The 22403-nt window shown below is 39.8% G+C and carries 17 protein-coding genes; 8 read left to right on the forward strand and 9 right to left on the reverse strand.

Going from position 1 to position 22403, the window contains the following annotated elements; all coding sequences use genetic code 11:
* Position 1: 1 nt before the first annotated feature.
* The gene (locus tag AC504W_RS18885) at positions 2-754 is read left to right on the forward strand and encodes a DevA family ABC transporter ATP-binding protein (protein ID WP_494873780.1); all 753 of its coding nucleotides are present in this window, start codon (positions 2-4) and stop codon (positions 752-754) included.
* A gap of 55 nt (positions 755-809) precedes the next feature.
* Positions 810-1448, forward strand: a complete 639-nt coding sequence (locus AC504W_RS18890; protein ID WP_494878699.1) for a MotA/TolQ/ExbB proton channel family protein — start codon at positions 810-812, stop codon at positions 1446-1448.
* A 14-nt stretch (positions 1449-1462) separates the two neighbouring features.
* On the opposite strand, the gene AC504W_RS18895 is transcribed toward AC504W_RS18890, so the two are convergent.
* The 6 genes from AC504W_RS18895 to AC504W_RS18920 form a co-directional block, all read right to left on the reverse strand.
* Positions 1463-1957: a PIN domain-containing protein gene (locus tag AC504W_RS18895; protein WP_494873781.1), complete on the reverse strand. Its 495-nt coding sequence runs from the start codon at positions 1955-1957 to the stop codon at positions 1463-1465.
* Entirely contained in the window at positions 1950-2201 is a 252-nt protein-coding gene (locus tag AC504W_RS18900) for a UPF0175 family protein (protein WP_494873782.1), read from the reverse strand. The genes AC504W_RS18895 and AC504W_RS18900 overlap by 8 nt, the downstream gene beginning before the upstream one ends.
* Before the next feature lie 41 nt (positions 2202-2242).
* Positions 2243-3139, reverse strand: coding sequence for a 16S rRNA (cytosine(1402)-N(4))-methyltransferase RsmH (gene rsmH, locus AC504W_RS18905; protein ID WP_494873783.1), 897 nt, complete (start codon positions 3137-3139; stop codon positions 2243-2245).
* 196 nt (positions 3140-3335) lie between these two features.
* Positions 3336-5252, reverse strand: coding sequence for a M48 family metalloprotease (locus tag AC504W_RS18910; protein ID WP_494873784.1), 1917 nt, complete (start codon positions 5250-5252; stop codon positions 3336-3338).
* 202 nt (positions 5253-5454) lie between these two features.
* Positions 5455-6159, reverse strand: coding sequence for a nuclear transport factor 2 family protein (locus tag AC504W_RS18915; RefSeq protein WP_494873785.1), 705 nt, complete (start codon positions 6157-6159; stop codon positions 5455-5457).
* 380 nt (positions 6160-6539) lie between these two features.
* The gene (locus AC504W_RS18920; protein WP_494873786.1) at positions 6540-11969 is read right to left on the reverse strand and encodes a trifunctional serine/threonine-protein kinase/ATP-binding protein/sensor histidine kinase; all 5430 of its coding nucleotides are present in this window, start codon (positions 11967-11969) and stop codon (positions 6540-6542) included.
* Positions 11970-12599: 630 nt separating this feature from the next.
* On the opposite strand from AC504W_RS18920, the gene AC504W_RS18925 reads away from it, so the two are divergent.
* The 6 genes from AC504W_RS18925 to AC504W_RS18950 all read left to right on the forward strand — a co-directional run bounded on the left by AC504W_RS18925 (position 12600) and on the right by AC504W_RS18950 (position 19570).
* Entirely contained in the window at positions 12600-13784 is a 1185-nt protein-coding gene (locus AC504W_RS18925) for an NAD(P)H-quinone oxidoreductase subunit H (protein WP_494873787.1), read from the forward strand.
* A gap of 183 nt (positions 13785-13967) precedes the next feature.
* Positions 13968-14171: a hypothetical protein gene (locus AC504W_RS18930; RefSeq protein ID WP_494873788.1), complete on the forward strand. Its 204-nt coding sequence runs from the start codon at positions 13968-13970 to the stop codon at positions 14169-14171.
* 251 nt (positions 14172-14422) lie between these two features.
* A complete protein-coding gene (locus AC504W_RS18935) occupies positions 14423-15721 on the forward strand; it encodes a cytochrome P450 (RefSeq protein ID WP_494873789.1) in 1299 nt (432 codons plus the stop codon).
* Positions 15721-16158, forward strand: coding sequence for a YidH family protein (locus AC504W_RS18940; RefSeq protein ID WP_494873790.1), 438 nt, complete (start codon positions 15721-15723; stop codon positions 16156-16158). Before AC504W_RS18935 ends, AC504W_RS18940 begins: the two co-directional genes overlap by 1 nt.
* Before the next feature lie 75 nt (positions 16159-16233).
* Positions 16234-18588, forward strand: a complete 2355-nt coding sequence (locus tag AC504W_RS18945; RefSeq protein WP_494873791.1) for an arylsulfatase — start codon at positions 16234-16236, stop codon at positions 18586-18588.
* A gap of 121 nt (positions 18589-18709) precedes the next feature.
* The gene (locus AC504W_RS18950; protein WP_494873792.1) at positions 18710-19570 is read left to right on the forward strand and encodes a bile acid:sodium symporter family protein; all 861 of its coding nucleotides are present in this window, start codon (positions 18710-18712) and stop codon (positions 19568-19570) included.
* A gap of 49 nt (positions 19571-19619) precedes the next feature.
* On the opposite strand, the gene AC504W_RS18955 is transcribed toward AC504W_RS18950, so the two are convergent.
* From AC504W_RS18955 to tyrS, 3 genes are all read right to left on the reverse strand, one after another.
* Positions 19620-20231 (reverse strand): hypothetical protein, encoded by a 612-nt coding sequence (locus AC504W_RS18955; protein WP_494873793.1) that lies wholly within the window; start codon positions 20229-20231, stop codon positions 19620-19622.
* 92 nt (positions 20232-20323) lie between these two features.
* Positions 20324-21031: an orotidine-5'-phosphate decarboxylase gene (pyrF, locus tag AC504W_RS18960; protein WP_494873794.1), complete on the reverse strand. Its 708-nt coding sequence runs from the start codon at positions 21029-21031 to the stop codon at positions 20324-20326.
* Between the two features lie 48 nt (positions 21032-21079).
* Entirely contained in the window at positions 21080-22276 is a 1197-nt protein-coding gene (tyrS, locus tag AC504W_RS18965; protein ID WP_494878700.1) for a tyrosine--tRNA ligase, read from the reverse strand.
* Between the last annotated feature and the right edge of the window lie 127 nt (positions 22277-22403).

The following is a 22403-nucleotide window of genomic DNA, read 5'->3' on the forward strand; positions in this document are numbered from 1 at the left end:
TATGTTACAAGAATCTCTGTCAGTCAACTCCTCTAACTCATCTGCTAATTTAGAACCTGTAATTACCGTCCATCAATTGAATCACTACTTTGGGGAAGGGGGACTAAAAAAACAAGTTTTATTTGATATTAATTTAGAGATTAATGCTGGTGAAATTGTCATTATGACTGGCCCCTCTGGTTCGGGCAAAACTACCTTATTGACCTTATTAGGTGGACTACGTTCTGCCCAAGAAGGTAGTTTAAAAATTTTAGGACAAGAAATCTGTGGCGCTAGTAAAAGAAAACTCACAGTACTACGTCGTCAGATTGGCTATATTTTTCAGGCGCATAATTTGATGACATTTCTGACAGTAAAAGAAAATGTGCGGATGTCTTTAGAATTGCATGATGAATATCTGAATGAAAATATGGATGCCAAAGCGATCGCTATGCTCGAAACAGTTGGCTTAGGCGATCGTGTAAATTACTACCCAGAGAAACTTTCTGGCGGACAAAAACAACGAGTTGCGATCGCCCGTGCTTTAGTCAGCCATCCTAAAATTGTTTTAGCAGATGAACCCACAGCCGCACTCGATAAAAAATCTGGACGCGATGTTGTGGAATTAATGCAGAAACTCGCCAAAGAACAAGGCTGTACAATTTTGTTAGTCACCCATGACAACCGGATTTTAGATATTGCTGATCGCATCATTTATATGGAAGATGGAATACTCAAAAGTGATGGTGTAGATGTAGCAACCAAAATGCACTGACTACAAGCAAGAGGTACAGAGGAGAATAATTAATGACAATTGACTCTTGACTAAAATGCAAATTAGCAATTTATTCGTCGCTGGTGGCGTAGTTATGTGGCCGCTGCTGGGGTTCTCTCTGTTAGCAGTGGCTTTGATTATTGAACGTGTCCTATTTTGGATCAGAATTACCAATCGCCAAAATCGTGTTGTCAAAGAAGTACTCAAGCTATATCGTTCAGATAATGTGGTTGGTGCTTTAGACAAATTACAGCAAAATACAGACTTACCCATCGCCCGAATTTTTCTTGCAGCTTTAGAATTAGAAGAACCAACACCAGAAGAATTTCGTTTAGCGCTAGAAAGTGAAGCACAAGCCGAAATACCCTTACTCAAACGTTTTCAAAACATTTTTGATACGATTATTGGTCTTGCACCATTATTAGGTTTGCTGGGTACAGTTTTAGGATTAATCGCGTCCTTTGCTTCACTAAATATTGGTGATGTGGGTGGTACAACAACAGTCGGGGTAACTGCTGGGATTAGTGAAGCCTTGGTATCCACCGCATCAGGATTAGTCGTGGCTATTTTTACACTGTTGTTTGCAAACACCTTCCGCGGACTCTATCAGCGCCAACTTGCACGCATTCAAGAGTATGGCGGACAGTTAGAATTACTCTATCGCCGCCGCTATGAAAGGAGAGATAAATTTTAATTATTAGCTAAAGATTATTCTAGTTCTCCAACATCTTTTAGAACTGCATCAATGAGGCTAGACCGGATATAAATTCCATTGGTGCGTAACTGTTCAATATATACTTTAACCTCAACAATTAAGCCTGCTTTTTTCGCCTTACGCAAAATTCCCAGTGTACCAATTCGGCGAATTCCTAGACGTTCTGCAACCCTTCGGGCTTGAGCATCATCCAACAGTACAGTACTATCTGGGATGGACTGAGCTAGAGCAATGGCTTCAGCTTCTCCACGATCAACTAAAATTGATAATGGTTCTAATATCAGCGTATCAGGGGTTTGAATTTCGAGCCAAGTTAATTGGCTGACTGCTAGAGAACCAGGTAAGCCTAATCCTTGAACAGTTACTTCATCCCATACAGCTGGGGGAAGCAATATTCGCTGATACAGTTGAGGTAAAAGTTCCAGTTGCTCGATAATTGATAAAGAGATTAGAGGACTGCTATCAGCAACAATGGCAGAGTTAGTCATCGCTTAATTCATCAGCGATTTGATCATCATCAAGGTTAATCACAGGAACTTGTAAACGTCCTAGTTCGTACATAAACCGGGGTTTGTTCATATTGCAAAAAGCAGCAGCTTTACCGAGGGAGAGTCGCCGTAACTCAAACAGTTTCACAGCAAGCAAAAACGTGAGTTCTGCTTCTAATGCTTGGGGTGATTTACCAGAGGTAATAAGTAAGTCATCAGGATATTGCAGGGAGAGGATGTGCATTGTTCCTAACTCGGATTTTTATTTTAATTATGCTTGAATATTCAATTGACTCTTTCTGCTATTCTCAGTTTGGCAGAACGCGATCGCGGGTTATGAGCAATTTCCGATTCTTGGGCTGTGATTGGCTTTTTCGTAATCACTCGCAGTAAGGGAGAATTGCGTAAACCGTGTTTAACCAAACGATCTTCTAAACTATGAAAACTAATCACAGCAATTCTCCCACCACGAACAAGGGCGTTTGGTGCTTTTTCTAAAAAAGTTTCTAAAGACTTTAACTCATCATTGACGACAATTCGCAAAGCTTGAAAGGCGCGGGTGGCTGGGTGAATTCTACCATAACGGTATTTGGGGGGAACAGCAGAGGCGATCGCTTCTGCTAACTGTGTCGTTGTGGAAAAGGGACGGCGTTCAACAATGCGTCTAGCAATACGTCGAGATAATCGTTCTTCACCGTATTTAAAGAAAATATCTGCAAGTTCCCTTTCATCCCACTCATTAATCACATCAGCCGCGCTAAGTAAACCCTGCTTATCCATCCGCATATCTAAACTTGCAGTATGGCGAAAGCTAAAACCCCGTTCTGGAGTATCTAACTGATAAGAACTCACTCCTAAATCGGCGAGAATACCGTTAAAAGTCCCTGCGGGAAACGGATAAGCAGCAAAATTACTTTGAATAAATTTTACGCGATCGCCAAACTCAGCTAATTCTTTCCTCGCTGCGGCTAAAGCATCCTCATCTTGGTCAATAGCCGTTAACTGTATATCCGGCGCAGTTTGCAAAATCAAGCGACTGTGACCACCACCACCTACAGTTGTATCCAGATAATGACCTCCCCCAGACACCGCTAAACCTGCAATTACTTCTTGTGGTAACACAGGTAGATGAGAAAATATCTGTTCGTCAATAATTAGCGATGGTGAAGAGTCAGAATTCATTAGACTTAGAAAAAAATCTGTAGTAGTTCTAAATAATTTGTGAAACTTTATCTTAGCGCCCTCTGCGTCCTTTGCAGTTCGTTAAAAATATTCTCACAAATAAAATAGAATTTCCCTACAATAGTACCACACAGATTTATTATCTATTTGAATCTGGATAGAAATTGACTTCACGCAGAGATATGAAGAATCAAAGCTATCTTTTTTTTATTTTCTGTTGGTAAATGATTGCATCTGGTATTTGTTTGAATTTCTTCTCAAAATTGAGATTAATGTTCAAAATAAAGCAAAATACTCCCCCTGGTAATTCAACTTCTTTTAACAGAGCATCAACCAGTTGTGCGTTATCAGCATCATGATTATTTTCCCAAAAGCTGAAATTTCGCATTACAGCCAAAACATAAAGTGGTTTTTCTGGGAAATACTGCACAACTTTTTGCGTTAAGTAAGCAGTTGTGATATGTGGATAACGAGATAATTGCTGACGCAGCTTATTTATCTCTGCATCTGAAAGATGATGAGCTTTAAACTCATCATTTGTCTGTAGACTAGAACGTTCTTTTTGACCTCGCAATATTAAATCATAATGCTTTTCGGCACGCTCTTGATATAGTTCAGCCCGATCATCTTGTTGTTGTTTTTTCAGGAACGAAAAAATTATCTGATAACCATCAATTCCTATGTCTATATCTTGAGCGATCGCTCTTTCAATATGTTCGATACCGCTGGCATCTTCTTGTTTTAATAATATTTGTCCCAGTAAATAATTAGCGGAAGCATGGTTATGATCTAAATTAATAACTTCTCGTAATAACGGTATGACAGCATCTTCACCATCTAACTCAAATGTGAGCAAAGCTCTTGTAGTTGCTTCTCCCAAAGATAGCTGTTGTCTCTCCGCTTTAGCATTCAACTTTTCTAATAAAGCTAATGATTGCTGAACTTCTGCATATTTTTGTCGCCAAGGTGTTGCTACTTTCTCATACCAAGTTTGACTAAAATCATCTCTAAATTTTTCTAAGGAAGTCCCTAGAAATTCATGAGCCGCACTGAGTTTTACTGGTGCAGATACCGCTAATTCTTCCTGAATGCTAGGGATACAACCCAAAGCTTTTAATCTATCTGTTAGGCAAGGATGAGTATCTGCATTATTAGTTTTTTTTGCAAGTGCTTGAGTTAAATAAATACTGGCTTCTTTCAGCGGTACTCCCTGAGCCAAAGCTGTTTGCATCGCTGTATAACTTGTTTTTGGTGGTTCAATCTCTGTCTGTACTTGCTGATAAATATCAGACCAAAAATAATTTTCTAAAAATCTAGCTTTTACTTCTACGTTCATCAGAGTTTTAGCAGAGTGTTCTATTCCTGCTATTTCAACAGCACATTTATCAGCTTCGTATTCATTCAACCGTGCTAACACAAAAGAATACGCATAAAAAAATGGAATGTACCACTGCAAAAATTGTTTAAATATGAACCATGATGATTCATTGCCACCTTTTCCTAGTCCTTCTTCAATACGATACCAAGTTAGACGTTGACGATAAATCCAAGCTGCAAAACGACTGTGATTTCCCGAAATATGTCCCATCTCATGGGCTAAAACCGCCCGAAATTGTTCAGGAGGCAATGCTAACATCAATGGCAAGCCTACAATCAGATAATTTTGATACCAGCCAAATAAACCTAAACGTGGTCTTTGGACGACGCTGGCGTTAAAATCTGTTGTCAGTAAGATGTGATGAAATCGTGGAGCCTTGAGTTTTGAGGAGATATCATCAACTAAGCAAAATAGGCTAGGTACATCTTTGCGACGTAATGCTAACCCTGTGGGTGGGGGAAATGATACCCAAAGCGATCGCACCAGTATAATAGCGATCGCTACCAAAACAATCACAGCTTTCAGTGCTGAAGTGCCAAATGATGATTTAGTAGTCAGCATTAACCAAATAATACCTACCAGCAATCCTACTGTTACTGCTAAAATAAGAAATATATAGGCGTAGCCCAACACAGCCAAAAACGCAACTTGCAATCTATAAATAGGCGGCTGTTGACTAGCAAAAATTTCTAATCTCTGAATTAGCTTATCAAAACGCTGTTGATCGAAAGCCATAGATGTTTACTAGCTCGTTCAATTTGCAATATAGCTGACATAATATCTGCTTGACTTACGTAAAAATGCAGAAGTCTGAAGTCATTTATTCTTTGTGCCATTCTACGTAAATATATAATGCTCTGAGTTGATACTTTTTAGGACAGGTAAAATACCTGTCCTAACTTTTGACTAAGCCCAAATTAAACTCTGTGTAACCTTCTTACATATAACCAGCAACATGTGGTTTATGTGGTTTTTTGGAATTATTAGAATCAGAATCATCAGAGGAAGTATTAGAAACAGAATTACTACTTCTAGCGGCTGAAGAAACCTCCGCTTCAGAAGAACCAGGAGAAGAAAGATTTAAGAAATCAATCAGTGTCAGAACACGTTCCTTAATTTTCCATTTCCCGTTTTGAATGATAACTTTATCTACATAGGTACCATTTGCAACGTCAATGCTGGTATCGGAAAGCTTATGGGTTGCATGAAGGTAAGAGGACATGGTTGCTGTATTATTGTTGACATTTATATCGAAACTACCCAACAAATGTTGAGTAGCCGTATATCCATTACCTTGAAATACTGAAGAGACAAAATTAGCCCAATTAACTGCACCAATAAATGTTGCCTGAGCGCCATTAGGAAAAATTGCTGTTATTTTAGCATCTGAAGTAAAACATTTTTGGTAAGTATTTATACCTTCTTGCAAATTTCCGCGACCAATAGCATCAGTTCCTAATGCGTAACAAACTGCCAAACTTTCAATTTCAGATTCTGCATTCGGTTGTGATGCACTTACCGCATCAAACTTACTTCCTACTAGCAGAACCATCACCCCAGCCAGTAAAATCAAGCTTAACCGCTTTACAAGTAATGAAAATAGATTTGATGCTACTTGCTTAATTTCTCTGCTTTTTTTCATGGAATTAACTTTTGATATCTAAAGTTTATGTCTGGAATTTCGTTATGATTTATTACTGGAGACAGGGAACTATTTAACTAATTGAAATTACAACTAGCTAAACTTTGTTTATTTCACCAGTGAAAACTTATCCCTCAAGATTTATTTAATAACTTTTGGGCATATAAATATTAATAACAGTTTATATATTAGATGTAACTGAGGATTCCAACTAATTTGTAATGATAAAAATAGTCTCAAGGCTATTATTTTTATTTAAAAATATTTCGGTATAACTACTTTTAGTTTATAAATTTTTTATAAACTAAATATGAAAATATAATACCCGTCTCCTTGAAGAAAACGGGTATATAGATTAAATCATTATCAATAGTTAATGCTCAACCAGAGATAGGAATAGAAATTATAAATTCTGTACCTACTCCTAAAACAGACTCACAATTTAAACTACCACCATGATTATCAACAATGATTTGCCGACTTATAGATAGACCTAATCCTGTACCTTTACCAACAGTTTTAGTAGTAAATAAATGGTCAAAAATACATGCTTTAACTTCTTCTGGCATACCTTGTGCATTATCTTTAATTCTAATTACTACATATTGATTAAGATGATCCACTTCTGTTTTAATAGTAATTATGTTAGTAATATCTGCTGAATTATCAGACATTTTATGGGCAGAGTAAGCTTCTTCTAAAGCATCAATGGCATTAGCCAAGATATTCATAAAGACTTGATTAAGCTGTCCTAGATAACATTCTACCAAGGGAATATTGCCATACTCTTTAATAACTTGGACACCAGGATGATCATAATTAGCTTTTAAGCGATGTTGTAAAATCATCAAGGTACTGTCAATCCCATCATGGATATTAGCTGATACTTTAGATTTAGTATCGGTGCGTGAAAATGTACGCAGTGAAGTACTAATTTCCCTAATCCGTTTTGTACCTGTTTTCATCCCATCAATCATTTTGGGTAATTCATCTAACAGAATATCTATATCTATTTCTTCAGCTTTATGATCAATTTCATCTCCAGGGCTAGGAAAGGTTGCCTGATAAAGTTGCAGGTAGTCAATTAAATCATTCACAGCATCTTTGGCTAAGTCAAGATTACCGGAAATAAAGCTCAATGGATTATTAATTTCGTGTGCTACTCCAGCAACTAAATTGCCTAAAGATGACATCTTTTCACTTTGGATAATTTGTAATTGTGCCGCCTGTAAATCTTGTAAAGAGTGGGATAATTGTCGAGACTTATCTTGTTCGTTGGCATATAATCGAGCATTTTCAATAGCGATCGCCATTTGAGAAATCAAGACTTTTAATACTTGCACTCTTTCGGGAATAAATGCCCCAGTTGACAGTTGATTTTCTAAATAAATAATTCCAGTGAGTTTTGATTGATAGATAATTGGCAAACAAAGTAATGATTTTGATTTTGATATTTGGATATATCTATCTAGGTTAAAAGGCTCAGTAGCGATCGCATCATTTAATATCAAGTTTTCCTGAGTGCGGAAAACATAATTAATCACAGACACAGGTAAATCTTGATAACTCTCAACAGGCATTGAGTGTAAAACTGTGGCTATCTCATCTACAGCATTACCCGCAGCTTCGATATATAGCTGATTTTCTTTTACTAGTAGTAATACGGCTTTTTGGGCAGCAGCATTTTCTAATAAAATTTTGATTAACTTACCCAACAAATTTTCTAAAACAATTTCATTGGTGATTGCTTGAGAAACTTTAACAAAAGTATTTAAGTCCAAGAAATCACTTAAACCACTACTGGTAGTAGTGGTAGTTGTCATGTGAGTGATATCTGGTTTAAACGTAAAAGTTTCGGTATTAGTGGTTTGTTTAACTAAAAAAGGATATTTTACTTCTAAGTATTTAACTTTGGCGATCGCACCCCAACGAATACAGGCATAATAAGCTTTAGTGATATAAGCTTGCTGGATTAATTCTTTCCCTAAAGACTGATAAAATTCTCCAGCTAACTGGTATGCTAAAGCTTCATCTAAGAGATAACTATTTACTTGTGAGGTTTGAATTGCCAGTTCATAATAATCCATCGCCTCTATGTTTTGCTGCAAAACTCTAGATATTTCTGCCTCAACTAAATAAAATTTATGTAGGTGATTCATGGGTGCATGAGTCGCCCAAAGTTCCATTTTTCGCTGATTATTTCGGACTTTTTCTAAAATTTCTGGCTGCGTAGATTCTAAAGCTGTATGATAATTGGCCAGTTGTGCTAAAGAATCATAAAAATAAAATAAGGGAACAACAAATAGCCCCGTAACGCCGCCTAAAGATTTTTCTGTCATTGCTGCATATTCTACAGCTTGCTGATGTTCACCGAATATATAAGCCAGCATCAACTTATTAATAAATAGGTGGTTCATCGTGTACAAGTCATTCACCTGTTGATGCACTGGTAACATTACTCGTTCATCGTAAGCTTCACCCATTAAACAGCAAACATTCTCTGGATTGCCCTTCAAATTTAATACTGTTTGCAAATATATTGAGTTCCAAGTAAAGGCGACTTGTTGCTGAATTTTTTTCAGTGATTCACAATAAGCTGCCAGTTCTTTTTCTAAAATCCAGAGTTCTTTACCTAACCAAAATGAATGATAAGGATAGATATATCCACAATACCCAGCATATTCTAAATCCCCAGTTTCTAAACCACTAGCATATCCTTGTTTAGCGGTGATGAATGTCTCTTGAATATGCTCTTGCCAGTGCATAACATGAGCGCTAACAACTGTGAGAATTTTCGCTTTTAGTTCTTCAGAATTAAATTGTGAGACTAAATTTAATGCCAGTTTTCCAAATCCATAGCCAACATCAATTTTCCCTTGGACTCCGCAAAGCAGTAATCCATATAAGCTGTAACCGTATGCAGAAACAGATGTATTGCCATATTTTAAAGATAAAATCACCATTTCATAGGCAATGAGAGGCATTAATTCAGGCGCAGTTTGGAAAGCCGCAGGGAGAACTCCCATGAGGATTCTCATTGCTGCTATCTTTTGCAGATCGGTCATTAATGGTAAGTTGATTAAATCTGCGATCGCTCTTCCTTGTAAATTAGCTGCAATGTCCTCTATCCTTTGTTCATACTCAACTGCTGTTGGTTTATCGGGAATTTGAATTCCTAGTAATTGCAGCACTGATAATGCTGTCTGAATGGCTTTTAATTGTTGACCTTGGATAATTGAGGCAATAATTTGTACTTCATATACCTTCACTTTCTCTAGTAAGGTTTGAGCCTCTAGTAGTACTACATCTGCCCATTGCTGCATCTGAGCAAAATTGCCCCCAAGATAAGCAACTTCAGCACCGCCTTCATATAAATCTAGTGCTAAGTTATATTCAGTATGCCAAGCATCTACACTTAAAAGTTCTATGCCAATTTTGTAATATTTTAAAGCAGCTTCATAAGCTGTCGATGCTTTTGCCTTACGTCCGGCAATTAAATTCAATTTTGCCAATTCCGTTTTTGGCGATTGCTCAATTAATGAATTAACGCCTACATTTAATTGGTTGACAATATCAAAAATATTCGCTTCTATTTCCTCTTTGGGAGTATTTTGGACAAGCAACTGACCTATTTTTAAATGAGTCGCTTGCTTTTGCGATTCGGGAATTAATGAATAGGCAGCTTGTTGTACTCTATCGTGTAAAAATTTATAACTGATTTTGGCAGTCTCAAATTTTAACTTGACCGCTTCTTCTTGATTAAAAACTAAAGGAATACGATAATTTTCGTTTAAAGGCAGAATTAACCCAGCTTGTAAAGCAGGATATAATTCATTGGCTGTTATTGATGGTGATTTTTCATTGATGATTGTCAGTACATCTAGACTAAATCTATCGCCTACACAAGCTGCTAATTTCAAAACTTCTTGGGTGACTTGAGGTAGTTTTTCTAGACGACTGGCAACCAGTTCCACTACATTTTTATCAGTGATGCCAATTGATTGGATTTTTTTTAAATTCCACTGCCATTGTTGACTATTAAAATCAAAGCTCAACAAGTATTCTTGATAAAGTACTTGTAGTAATTGGGTTAAAAAGAAGGGATTACCGCCTGTTTTATTAAAAATTAATTCGGCTAATTGGCTAATTTGCTGTTCAAAAGCTGTAGACTTTACATCTCTCTCTTGGGTATGGCGACTTGCTTGCAAAGTCTCAGCAATCAGTTGATTAACATGATTTAAATCTAAAGGCTGTAGGATAAGATTATTAACAATTGTGCCAGTAAGCTGAATTTCTTCAATTGTTTGAATTAAAGGATGAGTGGGGCTGACTTCATTATCTCTATATGCACCGATAAATAACAAATATTGGCTCTTAGAGTTAGTCGTGAGCAGTTTAATTAAGTTTAAAGTGGCAGAATCTGCCCATTGTAAATCATCTAAAAAGATAACTAATGGATGTTCTTGTTGAGTAAAAACTTGGATGAAATCTTCAAAAACACGATGAAAGCGATTTTGAGATTCTGTTGCTCCTAGTTCTGGAACTTCTGGTTGTTTGCCAATAATTAATTCAATTTCAGGAATAACATCAGTAATAACCTTTCCATTACTACCTAATGCTGCTAATATTTTTGTTTTCCATGCTGCTATTTTTTCCTGATTTTCAGTCAATAAACAGCGCACTAAATAAGTAAAAGCCTGAATTAATGAAGCGTAGGGAACATTCCGCTTTAATTGGTCGAATTTCCCGGAAATAAAGTAACCTTGACGTTGGGTAATTGGTTTATTAACTTCATTAACTAAAGCAGATTTGCCAATACCAGAATATCCAGAAACTAGCATAATTTCGCTAGTTCCAGAATTAACTTGCTCAAACGCAGTTAAAAGCTCATTAACTTGCGCTTCTCGTCCATATAACTTTTGCGGGATTAATAACTGACTTAAAACATCTAAACGACCTGGAATAAAGTTAGTAATTTCTCCTCTACTTTCTAATTCTTCCAGACAAGTTTCTAAATCAACTAATAATCCTGTTGCACTTTGATAACGATCTTCAGCATTTTTGGACATCAGTTTCATGACGATTTCTGAAACTGCGGTGGGAATGTTGGGATTTAAAGACTGAGGATTGATTGCTGTAACTGCAATATGTCGGTAAACAACTTCCAGGGGATCTGGGCTGAAAAAAGGTATTTGCTGAGTGAGCATTTCATATAAAGTTACACCCAGAGAATAAAAATCACTCCGATAGTCAAGAATGCGATTCATTCTCCCTGTTTGTTCAGGGGACATATAGGCGAGTGTCCCTTCAACACAGTTAGGATTAGTAAATTGGGGAGTTTCTTTATTTAAGCGAGAGGCTATACCAAAGTCAGCAAGTTTAACTAAATTCGTTTGCGAGTTAATAATGATATTACTAGGTTTAATATCTTTATGAATAATTTGGTGTTGATGAAGATAATCTAAAGCTTTAGTTAATTGAATACTGATTTTTAAAGATTGAGTTAATTCGAGTTCTTTGTTTTTAAGAATTTGTGCTAGAGACTGCCCACCAAAATCCTCTAATATTAGTCCTACACGATGATCAAAATTCTCTAAACAGATAGCCTTAATAATATAAGGAGAATCTAGATTTTGCTGAATTAAATACTCATTTTTTAAGCGAGTGAAGGCTTCCAATTTAGGATATTCATTTTTTAGTAACTTGAGAATAACTTGTTGTTGAGTTTCTGGTATTTGAGTGCGATAGATAATAGTTTGAATTCCTTCATGGAGCGTGGCTTTAATTGGATATTCTGTAAGATGTGCCATTGATTTTTAATTTTAAAGGGACAAAATTTTTAATAAAATCTTCACTAGTTATGGAAGAGCTTCTTATTTAATTATTCCCATTGCTCCAGCAGTTATCACAATCATGTATCTTATTAATGCCTCATATCAGTTTTTTGAGTAACAACTTGCAGTTAAAACTGATAGAAATATACAGAGACAGATTTACAACACAACATTTTGGATTATGAAAAATTAGTTAAATTCAGTAAATTACCAAGCTCTCCTACAAGATGACCCCTGGGATTATTCTAAGTACAATATTGCTTCAAAAGCTACTGTGCTTGTACTTAAAAGAATAAAAAGTTAGCGATCGCACTTGAGGAGAAAAATTTTTCGATTTGCTAACACAGAGTTGAAAAAATTCCGATGCCTGAATTTCCGGCATCTCAAGCTCCATATAATAGTTGAAGAAGTGAAACAAAAAGAAACATCATAAAATCCCTCTGCTGCCACCTCTTCTCCAACAAACTTCTGTATTGGCAATGGATGTAGGGTTTACCCTCAAGTTATTGCCCCTACAAACTTGATTTTGGCAGACACGATTTTATCGGTCTGGTTGGCATCTACGCGGTTCCATTCAACTTTTGATCATGGGAGAACACGGAATTTATGGCAAGACTAGAAACCCGTACTGAACCAATGGTGCTGAATATGGGGCCACACCACCCCTCAATGCACGGGGTTCTGAGGCTAATTGTCACATTGGATGGCGAGGATGTCATTGATTGTGAACCGGTCATCGGCTACCTACACCGAGGTATGGAAAAAATTGCCGAGAACCGCACCACTGTTATGTACGTCCCCTACGTTAGTCGATGGGACTATGCAGCGGGAATGTTTAACGAAGCTGTCACTGTTAACGCCCCAGAAAAGTTAGCTGGTGTGGCTGTACCAAAACGCGCCAGCTACATCCGCGTCATCATGCTAGAACTAAATCGCATCGCCAACCACTTGCTGTGGTTCGGCCCGTTCCTGGCTGACGTGGGCGCACAAACTCCCTTCTTCTATCAGTTCCGAGAACGGGAGATGATTTACGATTTGTGGGAAGCGGCCACAGGCTACCGGATGGTAAATAACAACTACTTCCGCGTTGGTGGTGTAGCTGCTGATTTACCTTATGGTTGGGTAGATAAGTGTCTCGAATTTTGTGACTACTTTTTACCTGTAGTTGATGAATACGAAAAGTTAGTTACCAATAACCCCATCTTCCGCCGTCGTATTGAAGGTATTGGCACAATTACCCGCGAAGAAGCAATTAACTGGGGGCTGTCTGGCCCTATGTTACGCGCTTCTGGCGTGAAGTGGGATTTGCGTAAAGTTGACCATTACGAGTGCTATGACGATTTTGACTGGGACGTTCAGTGGGAAACTACTGGTGATTGTTTAGCCCGTTATATGGTGCGGATGCGAGAAATGCGCGAATCCGTGAAGATTATCAAACAAGCCATCAAAGGACTACCAGGCGGCCCCTACGAAAACCTAGAAGCCAAACGCCTAGCTGCGGGTAAAAAATCTGAGTGGGATGCTTTTGATTACCAGTTTATTGGCAAGAAAGTTTCCCCCACTTTTAAAATGCCTAAAGGTGAAATTTATGCCCGTGTCGAAAGCGGTAAAGGTGAATTAGGTATTTATCTCGTTGGTGATGATAATGTCTTCCCTTGGCGCTGGAAAATTCGCCCAGCAGATTTCAACAACTTACAAATTCTGCCTCATTTATTGCGGGGTATGAAAGTTGCCGATGTTGTGGTGATTCTCGGTAGTATTGACGTAATCATGGGATCTGTAGACAGATAAGGGATGATTATTTTCGGGTAGGCAAGATGCCTGCCTGAAAATACAAAGTAATTGAAAGTGAAAATTTAATAGAGAAACTGAACTAAAGCCACTTCAGACATAAGAAATGCGATCGCAAAAACAGCAAATGCGAATGCAAAATCTATTTCAGCGACTTCAAATATAAAAAATGCGATCGCAATTATGGTGATTGCCTCTCTAGGAATTGGACACGCTTTAGGCAGAGTCTATGATGATACGCGTTCTAGCTTGGCGATTTTCTGTATTGCTCGCAATTTTGGTTTAGCTTTGTTTATTGCTATTTTGAATCATGTACAACAGCAGGTGATTCCGACGCTGGTTGCTTATCTAATTTTGAGAGCTTTTTTAGGTGTGCTTTACTCATAAGTCGCACATCGAGTCAAAACTACTATAAAAAAGTTCTACCTAAATCATTCCATAAGTAGAAATTGTATAGCACGTATATCTTTTGCTCGACAGAGATAAATTATTTATCAAACTTTTACTCTGAGGGCATCACCAACTCTAAATCAGATGAAAACCATTCATAGTTTAGTTGCAAAGACTTTTAGGGATGGAAAAACTTCAAAATGCCTAAATAAATCCTACTCCGCAAACATCGTGATCTCCTACTAATTATGCATCCACCTATTACCCCATTAATTCCCCCAGAGCATTTAGGATTAAATGGAGAAGATAACCAAAGTGGTTTAGCAAAACGCAATCAGTCCCCAACTTATGACTTATTTTCACCACAAATAATTGCTAATCCCTATCCACTGTACAAACGTATCCGCGAAGAAGATCCAGTTCACTATGAAGCATCCTTGGGCTACTGGATTTTAACTCGATATCAAGATGTAGAAGCTGCCTTGCGAGATGAACGGCTTAGTTCTGATCGACGGACTTTGTTTATTCAGCAATTGGGCAATCTAGATGTCAGTTTGATTCAAAACTTTTTGCAACTGACGGGTAACTCGATGATTGAAAAAGATCCACCTGATCACTCGCGGATGCGAAAACTAGCGAATCAAGGCTTTACAACCCGTGCTTTAGAAAGTTGGCGGGGCATTATTCAAAAAACGACTGATACCTTATTAGATCAAGTGCAACATCAGGGTTATATGGATATTGTCTCTGACCTATCTGTACCCTTACCTAGCTTAATTATCGCCAAGATTTTTGGTGTACCAGAAAGCGATCGCGCTAACCTAATTAAGTGGGCAACGGATACCAGTTCTTTCTGGGGCGCTCCATCTAAGAACATAGAAGAATTAGCGCGGAAAGCTGATACTAGTGCTGCTCAATTCACGGCTTTCATTAACCAACTCGTAGCTGAACGCCGTCAAAAACCAGGAACAGATATGATTAGCTTGTTGACAATGGCTTACACAGAGCAAAACCTGGATTTTGCAGAATTACCTTCCCTGTGCATTCTCATTCTCAATGCTGGTCGTTCAACTACTACTGATTTAATCCCCAATGGGGTATCAGCTTTGCTCAATCATCCCCAACAGCTACAGAAACTCAAGGATAATCCCGCCCTTATCTCATCAGCGATTGAAGAAATCATCCGCTATGACAGTTCGGTGTCCTTTGTATTTCGCATTGCCAAAGAAGATATAGAAATTGGTGGTCAAAAAATTCCCGCAGGTAGTGTAATTGCTTTGGGATTAGCAGCAGCTAATCACGACCCAGCAAAATTTCCTCTACCAGACAATTTTGACATTGAGCGATCGCCTAATGAACATTTAGGGTTTGGCCCTGGTATCCATTTCTGTCTAGGTGCAGTTTTGGCTCGGATGGAATTAAATATTTGCTTCTCTACTTTGCTGAAGCGGTTCCCAAATCTTCAGTTTGATTCGACAAGACCCCCCCTTCCCCGTCGTAGTACCTTAGTTTTTAAGGGATTTGATGCTTTACCTGTGCGGTTCTAGTGAGTCAGCTACCCATAAACTCAGAAACACCTGAACAGTTGTCTACCAATGATTTAGCAGCAGATCGGACAGAACTAGCTAAATACCGCAGTCGGGCGGCAGCAGACCGCACATTAATGGCGTGGATACGCACCTGTCTTTCGTTGATTGGTTTTGGTTTTGGTATTCCCACCATTGTGAGTGCGATTGAAAATACTCGTCTTAGTCATCATCTTAACCCAGTCAGATTTTCGGTGATTGTGGGGTTGTCTTTCATTGGTACAGGAATTTTGGCAATGGTTTTAGGGTTGAGAGAACACCATCGGTTACTTAAACAAATCCAAAATAATCGCTATACCTACGAAACCTCTCACAGTGCGGAAATGATCGGAGTGGCTTTACTCATAATTGGCTTAGTTAGTTTTATTGGTGTGCTAATTAGGGCAATGAATTTATAAATTAACCTCTCCTAAAGAGGAGATAGAATTTCGGGGCTTTTGTTAAAAATTACATATTCTCAAGAGGTCAGATTTATGTCTCTGCGTGAATACAAACCCGGAAATACTTTCCCCGGTGTCATTGGTCGGACAGTTGATAAATCCAGTCCAGCTTGGCCAGAACCGTTGCGATCTAAAGAAGGTACACCAAACATCCTATTTATCGTCTTTGATGATACAGGCTTTGGGCAATTTGGATGTTACGGAAGTCCCATCAAAACACCCAACCTAGACGCACTAGCCGCCAATGGTTTGCGCTACAACAATCTACACACGACGGCGTTGTGTTCACCCACCCGTTCTTGCCTTCTAACTGGGCGCAATCACCATTCCAACGCTATGTCCTGCATTACAGAAGGGTCTACGGGTTATCCGGGTGGTAATGGGAATATTCCCTTTGAAAATGGGTTTCTCTCGGAGATACTATTACAGAAAGGTTATAACACCTATGCGATCGGGAAATGGCATTTAACGCCCGCAGACCAGATATCTGCGGCCGGCCCCTATGATCGCTGGCCTCTTGGTCGCGGTTTTGAACGTTTTTATGGTTTTCTAGGCGGAGAAACCCACCAGTATTATCCAGATTTGGTTTATGACAACCACACCGTTAAGCCAGAAAAGACCCCTGCAGAAGGCTACCATTTGACCGCAGACTTGGCAGACAAGGCAATTAGCTTTATTGCTGATGCCAAGCAGGTTGCCCCCAATAAACCTTTTTTCATGTATTTCTGTCCTGGTGCGATGCACGCCCCCCATCATGTGCCGAAAGAATGGGCTGATGCCTACGCAGGACAGTTTGATGATGGCTGGGAAGCTTACAGGGAAAAGGTTTTTGCCCGTCAGCAGGAAATAGGGATTGTCCCCGCAGATGCCGAACTCTCCCGCCATGATCCCGATGTTCCACACTGGGATTCCCTCTCAGCCGCAGAAAAACGGCTTTATGCCAGGATGATGGAAGTATATGCTGGCTTTTTAACCCACACTGACCACCATATCGGTCGCTTACTCGACTTCCTCAAAGCGATCGGCGAGTTTGAGAATACTGTAATTATAGTCATCTCGGACAATGGGGCCAGTTCTGAAGGGGGGCCAACTGGTTCAGTTAATGAGAACCTCTTTTTTAACAATGTGCCAGAATCCCTAGAGGAAAATCTCAAGGCACTAGATAAGCTAGGCAGTCCAGAAACTTTCAACCATTATGCTTGGGGTTGGACTTGGGCAGGTAATACGCCTTTCCGTCGTTGGAAACGGGAAACTTATCGGGGTGGAATCAGCGATCCCTTGATAGTCCATTGGAATCCAGGCATTGAGGCAAAAGGTGAAATCCGTACTCAGTACGCTCATGCTATTGACCTAGTACCGACTGTGCTGGAATTACTGGAAATTGAACCACCAACAACGATTAAGGGTGTTACTCAATCTCCCATTGAAGGTGTCAGTTTTGCCCATACTTTTAATCATAGTACCGTACCTACTAAGCACCTGACCCAATATTTCGAGATGATGGGACATCGTTCTCTTTACTATGATGGTTGGCGGGCGGTTTGTCCTTGGCCTGGCCCCTCATTTGCAGAAGCAGGTCAGTTTTTTGGTGCGGCCATTTCGGCGGAAACTCTGACGGACTTGGATACCCATCATTGGGAACTGTATCACGTCGCCTCAGATTTTGCGGAAAATCACAATATTGCGGCTGATAATCGCCCTAAATTAATTGAAATGATTGCCACTTGGTACGTAGAGGCGGGTAAATACAATGTGTTGCCTGTAGATGGCAGAGGCGTACAACGATTTGCAGAAGAACGTCCTCAGATTGTCGTCAATCGTAGCCGCTATACTTACTATCCTGATACTCAGGCAATCCCAGCCAATTGTGCCGTCAAGTTGCTCAATCGTTCTCACAGTATTACGGCTGATGTGGAAATTCCCACAGGTGGCGCAGAAGGAATATTACTTGCTCATGGGGGTAATGATAGTGGCTACTCCTTCTATGTCAAAGATGGCAAACTGCAATGGGTTCATAATTATGTAGCGCGATCGCTCTATCATGTCGAGTCTGGGTCATCTGTGCCGGAAGGTCGTCACCAGTTGAGCTTTGAGTTTAAAGTCACGGGTCAACCAGATTTAGCCAAGGGGAAAGGAACGCCGGGTCGTGCCGAACTTTATATCGATGGGAAATTAGTTGGGCAAGCTGATGTCCCTGTAACTACTCCCTTAGCACTAGGTCTGACCAGTGGTGTGACTTGTGGGATTGCCCCTGGTGCGCCTGTAACACCCGATTATGAACCGCCCTTCAAGTTTACGGGTAAGATTTATAGTGTGATAGTGGATGTTAGTGGAGATTTGATTCAAGATAAGGAAGCTGAAATGCGTACCATTATGGCACGACAGTAGAGAGTCAATAACCCCACTTAGTTAAATCTGTTAGTTTGCTGGCTAATTTTTGTCCTGATTCACGGCGAGTTCGGAATCTTTTAGTGATTTTTCATTTCCCAGGATCAAGCATTTGCAAGCCATGCACCATCCCTTATTACTGATTCTCGTTAAAGTCACTATTTTTTCTCTGATGTTAGCCATAGGGTGCAACCTCTCTTTTGAAAAGATGCGCTCCTTCTGGCGAAAACCTGCCTTAGTATTCCGTGCGCTTTTAGCGGTTGTTGTGCTGGTTCCTCTAGTAGTTATTCTCCTTTTGAAACTGTTTAACTTACCATCGCCAGTGATGATCGGATTGGCAATACTTGCAGCTTCTCCGGGTGCGCCTCTGACCACAAAGCGATCGCAACAGGCTGGAGGCAGCTTCCACTACTCAGCAAGTCTTCAGCTAACTCTGGCAATACTGGCGGTTTTTGTTACTCCCATCACTTTGGCAATTTTCGCCACCTTATTTGCGAGTATTTCACAAAGGGTGGCAATTTTAGAAGTTGCCCGACAAGTAATTATGGTGCAGTTATTACCCGTCAGTCTCGGTATTTTGATGCAAAAGTTCGCACCTACATTTACCCAACAGATTGCTAAACCCTTGACTTTTATTGCTAACAGTCTCTTTTTGGTGCTGGTTGTTTTATTGTGCATCTTAGGGCTGCCAATGTTATCCAAAATTAGGGAATTACCACTGGTAGCGATCGCAATTATGGTGATTGCCTCTCTAGGAATTGGACACGCTTTAGGCAGATTCGATGATGATACCCGATCTACCTTGGCGATTTTCTGTATTGCTCGCAATTTTGGTTTAGCTTTGTTTATTGCTATTTTGAATCATGTACAACAGCAGGTGATTCCGACGCTGGTGGCTTATCTAATTTTGGGAGCTTTTGTAGGTGTTCCCTACTCAATCTGGAATAAACGCAGATTAGCCGGATTACCCCAGGAAAACTAACCCGTTATGAGTCAGCCACCCGTCATACCATAAACCTAAGAATTTTCACTCAATTTCTTACTGTCCCGCGCACACTCCCTGCCTGACAATCGCGTAGCCAAGCTTTTACCCCTTGAGCAACTGTACCATTGCTACTATCACGCGGTGGTGTAGGTGGTTGTTTGTTAGTAGAAGCACCCGTTTGCGTCAACATCGTCACCAAATACCAGCCGCTTTGATTTTTGGTCAAAAACAACCAATGAAATTCTTGGAATTCAATAGCTTTACTGTCTATATACTGGCGCTCTAAGGTAGTAAAAAAAACTTGCTCGACTTTTGTATTTGAACTTTTTTGCTCATTTAGATCATCGCCAGCAGGATTTAATGGTAGAGGTTGAAATTCTGGTCTACCTGCTACTAGCATATAGCTGAACAAATCGCTGCTTCTTGTAAGACGACGAGCGCGTTGACTGGCACGATTAGCATAGCTAGGTAAATCGCGCAAAAGTTGAGTAGTTAATGTTTCAATATTTTTTTCTATGCAAGCAGAGTTTACACTGCTTCGTGCGGCTTGAGAAAATACTGAGTTACCAATGATATTAGTAATTGTGAGGCAGAAGGTGGAAGCTATGAGATGCAGTAGGGAGTAGGGAGTAGGGAGTAGAGAAGAAACGATTTTCATGTTTGGGTGAGGTTTTTCCACAGGCTATTTTTAATTGTGAACTGACATTGTTAAGTAAAAAAAACTAGCCTCTAGCCCCTATTCCCTAGCCTCTAGTTCAATTCATCAGAAATGCGCTTCCAGGCTAACTCAGGGTCAGCTGCTGCTGTGATGGGACGACCAATTACTAAATAGTTTGCACCAGCGAGTATGGCTTGGGAAGGAGTGAGCGATCGCTTTTGATCCCCTTTTTCTGCCCAAGTTGGACGCACTCCAGGACAAACTAGTAAAAACTCATCACCGCAATTTTGCCGTAACTGAGACACTTCTTGCGGTGAACATACCGCCCCATCCAATCCACAGTCTTTCGCCATCAATGCCATTTCTAGGGCAAATTCGGGCAACTCTAGAGGAATTTTTAAGTCAAAAGCCAACTGCCTAGTAGAAATACTTGTCAGCAGCGTAATTGCAATTAATTTAGGTGGTTTCAAACTTGCTTGGGTTGCACCTTCTTGGGCTGCTTCGGTAGCTGCGTTGAGGGCATCTCTACCAGATGTAGCATGAATTGTCAGTAAATCTACACCATAACGCGCCGCACTGCGACAAGCCCCAGCCACGGTATTGGGAATATCGTGAAACTTTAAGTCTAGAAAGATGCGCTTTTGCCGAGATTTTAAGATTTCTAAAATTTTCGGCCCAGTGCTGGTAAACAACTCTAACCCAACCTTCCAGAAACTAACTGATTCTAACTTGTCAATTAAAGCGATCGCACTTTCTAAATCTGGTACATCCAAAGCTACGATTATTTTGTCATTTGTCATTTGTCATTTGTCATTTGTCAATGGTCAAAATTATTCTCCCTTACATCCCTATTCAACTAGCCGCACAAACTTATTTTTACCTACTTGCAATACTCGCCCATACAACTCATTGGGCTGCTGGTAAGTTGTATCAACATCAGTAATGCGATCGCCATCTAAGCGTACACCACCTTCTTGAATTTTCCGCCGACCTTCACCTGTACTTTTACATAAGCCAGTGGCATTGAGTATAAAAGCCAACTTTGCTGGAAACTGGGGTATTTCTGCCAGGGAAAATTCGGGAACAGCACCTTCCTTACCACCACTTTTAGCTGCTTCTTTGGCTTCATTGGCGGCTTGTTCGCCGTGGTATTGTTTGACTACTTCCCAAGCTAACAGCATCTGGCGATCGCGCGGATTTTCTGGCAATTTCTCTAAAGGTAAATCAGTCAGAAGTTCAAAATACTGCGCCAGCAAATTATCGGGAACCCCTTGTAACTTCTGATATTTTTGTCCTGGATGTTCCGACAAGCCGACATAATTACCCAGAGATTTCGACATTTTCTGTACGCCGTCTGTACCAATTAAAATTGGTAGCAGTAAACCAAATTGTGGTGTTTGCCCAAAATGACGTTGTAAATCCCGTCCCACAGCAATGTTAAACTTTTGGTCAGTTCCCCCTAGTTCTACATCTGCTTCAACGGCCACAGAATCATAGCCCTGCATTAACGGATAAAGGAACTCATGCAAGAAAATCGGATTCTCTTTTTTATAACGTTCAGCAAATCCTTCCTTAGCTAACATTTGCCCCACCGTCATGGTAGAAAGTAACTCCAAAATTTTCCCTAAATTAAGCTGGGAAAGCCATTCGGAGTTATAACGCACCTCTAACCGTCCTGGTGTGTCAAAATCCAAAATAGGACGCACTTGGTCTAAGTAAGTTTGAGCATTTTGTGCCACATCGGCTTGGGTCAGTTGGCGACGCACCTCAGATTTACCTGTAGGATCACCAATGCGAGCCGTAAAATCACCGATAATCAGAACTGCCGTATGACCAGCATCTTGAAACGCTCGCAGTTTTCGTACTGGTATGCTATGACCAAAGTGAATATCAGCACCCGTAGGGTCAATTCCCAATTTCACCCTCAGAGGTCTGTTACTATTTGCTAGACGTTTCTCTAAACTTTCAATTTCGCTATTAATATCAGTCGGTTGGGGGAATACTTCTACTATCCCACGATGCAGCCAAGAAAAATCTTGCGCCATAATAGGAGATTCGCTATTAACTACACTTTTTATTTGAGAAGTTAGGTTGGTTACATTCACTGGCAATTTGTCCGTTTTTTCATCTGCCAAATTAATATAATTGCAAAAAATTAACCACCTTGCTGCA

The organism is Nostoc sp. C96 (assembly GCF_059384975.1).

Coding starts and splice junctions, on each gene's coding strand:
- AC504W_RS18885 (WP_494873780.1), top strand. CDS start 2: ATGTTACAAGAATCTCTGTCAGTCAACTCCTCTAACTCATCTGCTAAT.
- AC504W_RS18890 (WP_494878699.1), top strand. CDS start 810: ATGCAAATTAGCAATTTATTCGTCGCTGGTGGCGTAGTTATGTGGCCG.
- AC504W_RS18895 (WP_494873781.1), bottom strand. CDS start 1,957: ATGACTAACTCTGCCATTGTTGCTGATAGCAGTCCTCTAATCTCTTTA.
- AC504W_RS18900 (WP_494873782.1), bottom strand. CDS start 2,201: ATGCACATCCTCTCCCTGCAATATCCTGATGACTTACTTATTACCTCT.
- rsmH (WP_494873783.1), bottom strand. CDS start 3,139: ATGAATTCTGACTCTTCACCATCGCTAATTATTGACGAACAGATATTT.
- AC504W_RS18910 (WP_494873784.1), bottom strand. CDS start 5,252: ATGGCTTTCGATCAACAGCGTTTTGATAAGCTAATTCAGAGATTAGAA.
- AC504W_RS18915 (WP_494873785.1), bottom strand. CDS start 6,159: ATGAAAAAAAGCAGAGAAATTAAGCAAGTAGCATCAAATCTATTTTCA.
- AC504W_RS18920 (WP_494873786.1), bottom strand. CDS start 11,969: ATGGCACATCTTACAGAATATCCAATTAAAGCCACGCTCCATGAAGGA.
- AC504W_RS18925 (WP_494873787.1), top strand. CDS start 12,600: ATGGCAAGACTAGAAACCCGTACTGAACCAATGGTGCTGAATATGGGG.
- AC504W_RS18930 (WP_494873788.1), top strand. CDS start 13,968: ATGGTGATTGCCTCTCTAGGAATTGGACACGCTTTAGGCAGAGTCTAT.
- AC504W_RS18935 (WP_494873789.1), top strand. CDS start 14,423: ATGCATCCACCTATTACCCCATTAATTCCCCCAGAGCATTTAGGATTA.
- AC504W_RS18945 (WP_494873791.1), top strand. CDS start 16,234: ATGTCTCTGCGTGAATACAAACCCGGAAATACTTTCCCCGGTGTCATT.
- AC504W_RS18950 (WP_494873792.1), top strand. CDS start 18,710: ATGCACCATCCCTTATTACTGATTCTCGTTAAAGTCACTATTTTTTCT.
- AC504W_RS18955 (WP_494873793.1), bottom strand. CDS start 20,231: ATGAAAATCGTTTCTTCTCTACTCCCTACTCCCTACTCCCTACTGCAT.
- pyrF (WP_494873794.1), bottom strand. CDS start 21,031: ATGACAAATGACAAAATAATCGTAGCTTTGGATGTACCAGATTTAGAA.
- tyrS (WP_494878700.1), bottom strand. CDS start 22,276: ATGGCGCAAGATTTTTCTTGGCTGCATCGTGGGATAGTAGAAGTATTC.